At 76.5% G+C, this 6,960-nt stretch carries 5 protein-coding genes; 3 read left to right on the top strand and 2 right to left on the bottom strand.

Annotated elements, in window-relative coordinates; genetic code table 11:
- The coding region (locus ACWEV0_RS35285) for a DUF6879 family protein (RefSeq protein WP_453153899.1) at positions 1–1,053 on the bottom strand (1,053 nt) is incomplete at its 3' end.
- A 218-nt stretch (positions 1,054–1,271) separates the two neighbouring features.
- Between ACWEV0_RS35285 and ACWEV0_RS35280 the strand changes: the two genes are divergently transcribed.
- The 3 genes from ACWEV0_RS35280 to ACWEV0_RS35270 all read left to right on the top strand — a co-directional run bounded on the left by ACWEV0_RS35280 (position 1,272) and on the right by ACWEV0_RS35270 (position 4,677).
- Positions 1,272–1,448, top strand: coding sequence for a hypothetical protein (locus ACWEV0_RS35280; protein WP_453153898.1), 177 nt, complete (start codon positions 1,272–1,274; stop codon positions 1,446–1,448).
- Positions 1,449–1,452: 4 nt separating this feature from the next.
- Positions 1,453–4,446, top strand: coding sequence for a class IV lanthionine synthetase LanL (gene lanL / locus ACWEV0_RS35275; protein ID WP_453153897.1), 2,994 nt, complete (start codon positions 1,453–1,455; stop codon positions 4,444–4,446).
- Between the two features lie 105 nt (positions 4,447–4,551).
- Positions 4,552–4,677 carry an ALQxL family class IV lanthipeptide gene (locus ACWEV0_RS35270; RefSeq protein ID WP_403790560.1) on the top strand — a complete coding sequence of 42 codons (126 nt, stop codon included), beginning with the start codon at positions 4,552–4,554 and terminating at the stop codon, positions 4,675–4,677.
- Between the two features lie 57 nt (positions 4,678–4,734).
- Here ACWEV0_RS35270 and ACWEV0_RS35265 read toward each other — a convergent pair.
- Positions 4,735–6,960, bottom strand: a 2,226-nt coding sequence (locus ACWEV0_RS35265; protein WP_453153896.1) for an NHLP bacteriocin export ABC transporter permease/ATPase subunit, incomplete at its 5' end; no start/stop codon positions are given.

Genomic DNA, 6,960 nt, shown 5'->3' with positions numbered 1-6,960 from the left:
GGACGCCCGCGCGGGCGTCCGCACAGGCGCCGGCGTCGTCAGGCCGGCGCGCTCCGCCAGCACTCCGCCCTGGAAGCGGCTCTCCGCGCCCAGCTCCTCAAGCAGTTCCGCGATGTGGCGGCGGCACGTACGCAGCGACATGCCCATGCGGCGGGCGATCACCTCGTCCTTCGCGCCCTCGGCGAGCAGGCCCACCAGGGCGCGGCGCAGGCTCGGGCCGACGTCCTTGTAGGCGGCCTCGCTGGTGCCGTGGAACGGGACCGCGCCCGACCACGCCTGGTCGAAGACGCGGCACAGGTACGCCACGACGTCGGGGTCGCGGACGAGGACGGCGCCCTCGCCCGTACCGCCGTCGACGCGGCGCGGCAGGAAGGCCACGGAGCGGTCGAACACCACGGCCCGGTCCGGCAGCTCGGCCGCCGTGCGGTACTCGGCGCCCGACTCGGTCAGCCGCTCCACGTACCCCTGCGTGGACAGGCTGGAGCGCGCCGAGTGCTGGTAAAGCGTCCGCATCCGCACCCCGCGCCGCAGCATCGCCAGGTCCCGTTCGAGGGCCGCGCCGAGCCGGTCCGGGGCCCGCCCGCCACCCGGCTGGATGCTGAACACCTCCTCGCGGCAGCGCTCCGCCTCCTCCGTCAGCATCGCCGACGCCGAGGCCATGTCGGGCAGCACGTCGAAGCCCTGCCGACGGCCCTGCGCCTTCCGCGCGGCCCGGTACTGCGGCATCAGCGAGTGCAGTTCGTCGCGTACGGACTGCGCGCGCGTCGCGGCCCGCGCCAGCTGCGCCTCCAGCGGGCCGATCACCTCCGCCGCGGCGGCGTCCGGGCTCACCGGGATCAGCTCCTCCGGCCGGCCAGGCGCCGGCCGCAGCAGCCGCAGCCGCAGCAGTCTGCGGGACGCGGCCTCCACCTCCTCCTGGCTCAGGCCGAGCACCGGCACCACGTCGGGAGGCCAGCGGATCAGGCTGCCCCGGGCCAGTACGTACTCGAAGACGGCGACGGCATGCGCGTCCAGTCGCGGGATTTCATCGATATCGGTCCCTATGTGCGTCATATGTGCGGATTCCCCCCGCTTCGCGGCCCTGCTACTTCCGTGCCATGCAGGGTATTGCCAGGTCGCGGCCCTGGACCACGCGGACTCGCCAGGGTGAACTGAGGTTGTCCGACGGGCCGAAACCCGTCGCACCGGCCCTTCGCCGGTCATTCGGAGCGAACCCGCCGAACGCGGGTGCCCGCCCCTGTCCCACGTCTCCCGAACCCTGGAGCCCGCCCATGTCCGCAGCCGTCCGCCGTCTCCTCGCCGTCGCCGCCCTCGTCGTCGGCGTCGGCCTCGCCGCCGGGTTCGCCGCCGGGCCCCGGGGCGACGTCATGACGGACACGACGCGGACGGTCGGCGCCGACCCCCTCGACACCAGCTGGGGCGACCACTACACGCGGCCGGAGCTGTAGTCCCGTGTCGTACCCCCGCCGTGCCCGCGCCGAGCACCCCGCCGACCTCGCCCTCCTCCCCGACCTCGTCCGCGCCGTCCTCGCCCGCCGCGCTGCCGCCGGCGCGGGCGGGGGCCCGGGCGAATGGAGCGTCGACCAGGGCGAGTTCTGGTGCCACGTCGTCCCCGCCGGGGCGGTCCGCCGCCCCCAGGGCTGGAAGCTCCACGTCTCCGCGACCCCGCTCTCCGCGCCGCTCGTCCTCGCCCGCTGCGCCGAGGTGCTCGTCGACCACGGCACCGCCTTCAAGTTCGCCGGCAGCCCCGCCCGGGTCGCCGCGCTCGTGTCCGGGCGCTCGGCGCGCGGCGGAGGCGGCAAGTTCCTCACCGTCTACCCGGCCGACGACGACCGCTTCCGGCAGCTCGCCGAGGAGCTGCACCGGGTCACCGTCGGCCTGCCTGGGCCCGCCGTCCTCTCCGACCGGCGCTACCGGCCCGACAGCCAGGTCTCCTACCGGTACGGGGTGTTCGCCGGCGTCCGCGAACTCACCGCCGACGGCGGCTTCGCCGCCCGCCTCACCGACCCGGACGGCCGCCCCGTCGCCGACCAGCGCAACGCCTGGTACTCCCCGCCCGCCTGGGCCGGCGACCCGTTCCCCGACCGCGCGCCCGCGCCCGCCCGCAGCACCGGCACCGCCAAGCCCGTACTGCTCGCCGGCCGTTACGTCGTCCGCGGCGCCATCCAGCACTCCAACAAGGGCGGCGTCTACCGCGCCGAGGACACCCGCACCGGCGCCCCCGTCGTCGTCAAACAGGCCCGGCCGCACGTCGGCGCCGGCCTCGAAGGACTCGACGTGCGCGACCTGCTGCGCCGCGAGGCCGCCCTCCTCGGGCGCTTCGGCGCCGCCGCCCCGGACCTCGTCCCGCCCCTCGTCGAGGTCTTCGAGCAGCAGGGCAGCGTCTTCCTCGCCACCGGCTCCGTCCCGGGCACCACCCTGCGCCGCGCCGTCGCCGACCGGCTCGCCCGGGAGGGCACCGCCTGCCCCGACGGGCGCACGGCCGCCTCCCTCGTGTGGCAGCTCGTCGAGCTCGTGGCCACCGCGCACGGACTCGACGTCACCCTCCACGACTTCGGCCCCAACAACGTCATGGTCACCCCCGACGGCCGGCTCCTCCTCATCGACCTGGAGATGGCCGCGCGGGAAGGCGAACGCTGGATCCTGGGCGCCACCCCCGGCTACACCGCCCCCGAACTCCGCGACCTCGACCAGGTCGCCCCCGGGCTCCCGCCGTCCGCCGACCTCTACGCGCTCGGCGCGACGATCCTCCACGCGCTGAGCGGCGCCGACCCGCTCTTCGCGCCGGACCAGCCGGAGGGCGGGGCACGACCGGACGAGGAGCGCCTGGCGGCCCTGGTGGAACTGCTGGCGCGCGACCTGCCGCCGGTGGCCCGGTTCGCGCCGCTGATACGCGGGTTGATGCGGGACGAGGCGGCGGACCGCTGGGACCTGGAGCGCGCGAGGGACTTCGTGAGGGCGCTGGGCGCACAGGGGGCGGAGGACGACCCGGCTCCGGGCGCGGCCTCCGCCACGGCCTCCCGCACCTCCGATCCCGTGCCCGACCGCCCCACCCGCACTCCGCGTCCCGCGCCCGACCACTCCTCCCGCATCCCCGACCCCGCGCCCGACCACGCCACTCGCGGCCCCGACGCCGCGCCCGACACCTGCACCCCCGACCCCGCGCCTGACCGCCCCACCCGCACGCCCGACCCCGCGCCCGCCACCCGCGGCCCCGACGCCGCGCCCGACACCCGCACCCCCGACGCCGTCCGCGACCGCCTTCTCCGTGACGGGATCGCTCACCTCCTCGTCACCATGCGGCCCGACGACCCCGAGCGGCTCTGGAGCTCCGACTCCTTCGGCGAGACCTGCGACCCGGTGGCGCTGCAGCACGGATCGGCCGGCGGCGTCGCCGTACTGGCCCGGGCCCTGCGGCACGCGGACGAGCTCGGGATCGACGCGGAGCCGCTGCGGGACGGTCTGCGGAGCGCCGCGCGCTGGACCGCGGACCGGCAGCGGGACGTCCCCGGCGGTCTTCCGGGGCTGCACTTCGGGCGGGCGGGCACCGCCTGGGCCCTGCTCGACGCCGCTCAGGCGCTCGACGACGCCGAACTGGCCCACCGGGCCGCCGAGTCGGCGCTCGCCCTGCCCGTGCGCTGGCCCAACCCCGACGTGTGTCACGGCGCGGCCGGCTCCGGTCTCACCCAGCTGCGGTTCTGGCGGGCCACCGGCGACCCGCGGTTCCTCGACCGGGCCGGCGAGGCCGCCGCGGGGCTTCTCAAGGCGGGCCGGCACACTCCCGAGGGGCTGTTCTGGCCGGTGCCGGAGGACTTCGACTCCGCGCTCGCCGGGGCCTGGCACTACGGCTTCGCGCACGGCGTGGCCGGAGTGGGCACGTTCCTGCTGCTCGCGGCGGCGGCGACCGGCGAGGACGCCTTCCGTGCGGCCGCCGCCGAGGCGGGCGCCACGCTCGCGGCGGCGGCCCGGAGCGGCGCCGCCGGGACGCTGTGGCCGGTGGACCGGGCCCGGCACCTGTCGGACTCGCCGGAGCTCGCGCGGCACTGGTGCAGCGGCTCGTCCGGGGCCGGCACGTTCCTGGTGCGGCTCTGGCAGGCCGGCGGGCGCACCGATCCGGCGCTGCGCGAGCTGGTGGAGGGCGCCGCCCGCGCCGTCCTCGCCGGCCGGGCGACCGACTCGCCCGCGACCTGCCACGGGCTGTCGGGCAACGCCGAGTTCCTGCTCGACGCCGCGGAGCTGACCGGCGACGAGGGGCACCGCGCGGGCGCCGAGCTGCTCGTGGAGCATCTGGCCGCGCATGCGGTGCTGCGCGACGGCCGGCTGCTCGTGCCGGACGAGAACCGCAGGACGGTGCTCGCGGAGTACGCGACCGGGCTGGCCGGCAGCCTCTCCACGCTGCTCCGGCTGCGCTGCGGCGGCCCCCGCGCCTGGCTTCCCGAGGGCTGACGGACAGCCCGACCGAGTTTCCGCCGGCCGCCGGCCGGCGGAGCCTGGCCCCGTCCGGGGCCCGGCACCCATCCCGTACGACATACGACTGTTGAGGAGTTCGCCATGATGGAGCACGACATCGACGCCCTGCAGGTGCTGCCCGAGGAGGTCCGCACCGAGGACGCCCGCGGTGAGGAGCACGCCGCCGCGCTGATCACCGCCTGCCGCTGGCTGACCAGCGGCTGCTGACGCAGGACGCGACAGACACCGAGGGCGCCGGGCGAGACCCGGCGCCCTCGGGGTGTCTCAGCGCAGCTGCCGCCGCACCAGCTCGTGGAACAGCCCCGCCGGGTCCGCGAGCAGTTCGGCGGGCGTGCCCTGCTGCACGACCCGGCCGTCCGCCATCGCGATCACCCGGTCGGCTCCCATCACCGTGGACAGCCGGTGGGCGATCACGATCCGGGTCGCGCGCAGCGCCCGCGTCGACTCGATGACGACTCGCTGTGCCTCGTTGTCCAGCGCGCTGGTCGCCTCGTCCAGGAACAGGATCCGCGGCCTGCGGATGAGGGCCTGGGCGATCATCAGGCGTTGCCGCTGGCCTCCGGAGAGCGTGCCGCCGCCGTCGGAGAGCATGGTGTGCAGGCCCATCGGCATGGCCTGGACGTCCTCGGCGAGCCCCGCCATCGCGAGGGCGGCCCACGCGTCCTCCAGGGAGAACGCCTCGGTGCCGCGGAGGCAGTCGAGGATCGAGCCGGTGAGCGGGCGGGCGTGCTGGAGCACCACGCCGCACTGGCGGCGCACGGCGGCCCGGTCGAGGGCGGCCAGGTCCTGGCCGTCGTACAGCACGCTGCCCTCGGTGGGACGGTCGAAGCCGATGAGCAGCCGCAGCAGCGTGGACTTGCCACAGCCGCTGGCGCCGACGATCGCGACGAACTCCCCGGCCCCGACGCGCACGTCGACGCCGTCGAGGACGAGCGGACCGTCGTCGCTGTAGCGGTACGACAGCTGGCGGGCCTCGATGGCGCCGCCGAGCCGGCCGGGGCGGGCGGCGCCGCCGCGGACCTCGGGGGCGGCCCGCAGGATCGGCGCGACCTGCTCGAAGACGGGCAGCACGGCGGCGACGGAGAGCAGCGCGCCGGTCACCTGGGTGACGGCGGACAGCAGCATGGTGAGCGCGGTGGAGAAGGTGAGGAACTCGGCGGCGGACATGACGCCGCGGGCCGGGCCCGCGAGGAGCGCGAACATCACCAGGGTGCACAGCGGCAGACAGACCGCGCCGAGCACGGTGAGCGTGTTCTGGATCCGGCCGGCGCGCTGCTGGAGCACCCGCGTGCGGGCGAACTCCCGCGCCCAGGCGGCGTAGGCGAAGCTCTCGGCCGCGGCGACCCGCAGCTTGGGCAGGCCCCGCAGGGTCTGGAAGGCCTGGTTGTCGAGCCTGCTGTTCAGCTCGACGAGCCGGCGCTGGTAGCGCAGCTGCCACAGTCCGAAGCCCAGGAAGACCGCGCCGACGGCGAGCAGCAGGGCGAGTGCCACGAGCGCGAGGGACGGGCTGAGGACGAGCAGCACGACCACGTTCATCGTGCCCACGGTGGCGGCCTGGACACAGACGGGGGCGACGCCCGCCAGCATGCGGCGGACGGCGCCGATGCCCAGGGCCGCGTTGGCGAGTTCGCCGGTGGAGCGGCCGGTGAAGAAGGTGGCGGGGAGGCGGAGCAGCCGGTCCCAGACGGCGGGCTGCAGGGCGGCCTCCATGCGGCCCTCCAGGCGCAGCAGGGCGACGCTCTGCAGCAGGCCGAACGCGGCGGCGACCACGGCCGCGGCGACGAGCGCCACCGCGGTCTGCACGATCAGGTCGTTCTCGGCGGCCGGCACGTACTCGCCGAGGACCCGCCCGGTGGCCGTGGGCACGGCCGCGCCCAGGACCATCGAGACGAGGCCGCCGAGGAGCAGCGCCCGCAGTTCCTGGCGGGTGCCGCGGGTGCTGAAGCGCAGCAGCCTCGGCAGCCCCACCGGGCCCTCGGGCAGCGGCCGGTAGAACATCACGGCCCGCCGCTCGTAGGCACCCTCGCTGTCCTCGTCGATCCGCTCCCGGTGCCCGCCGCCCGGCGCGACCGCCACATAGCCGCCGCGCCGCCACAGCAGCGCCACCGGCGCGCCGTCGTGCTCCCGCCGGCCCACCAGGGGGCCGCAGTTCTCCCGCCACCAGCGGCCGCGCAGGCCGACCTCGCGGGTGCGCACCCGCGAGGCGAGCGCGATCCGTTCGACGGGATCGGACTCGTCCTGACCGGTGCCGGTCCCGGCGGCCTCGACGGACTCCGACTCGGCGAGGGCGATCCGCGCGTCGGCCGCGACGAGCCGGCACACGGCGAGCGTCGCGTCCGTGCCCGCGCCGCGCCGGGCCCGCCCGCCGCCGGGACGGCCGATGGCGGCGAGCAGCGCCTCGTCCGGCCGGAGGTCATCAGGCCGAGTTCGCGCGGTCGGACGGTCTGCAGGCTGCCGGTGGAGTCGCGGTGCAGCACCTCGCCCTCGTGG

This window comes from Streptomyces sp. NPDC003943, from assembly GCF_053605265.1.
Note: the sequence above shows the minus strand (reverse complement) of the source record. Positions and strands in the feature narration are given on the sequence as shown.

Coding starts and splice junctions, on each gene's coding strand:
- ACWEV0_RS35280 (WP_453153898.1), top strand. CDS start 1,272: ATGTCCGCAGCCGTCCGCCGTCTCCTCGCCGTCGCCGCCCTCGTCGTC.
- ACWEV0_RS35270 (WP_403790560.1), top strand. CDS start 4,552: ATGATGGAGCACGACATCGACGCCCTGCAGGTGCTGCCCGAGGAGGTC.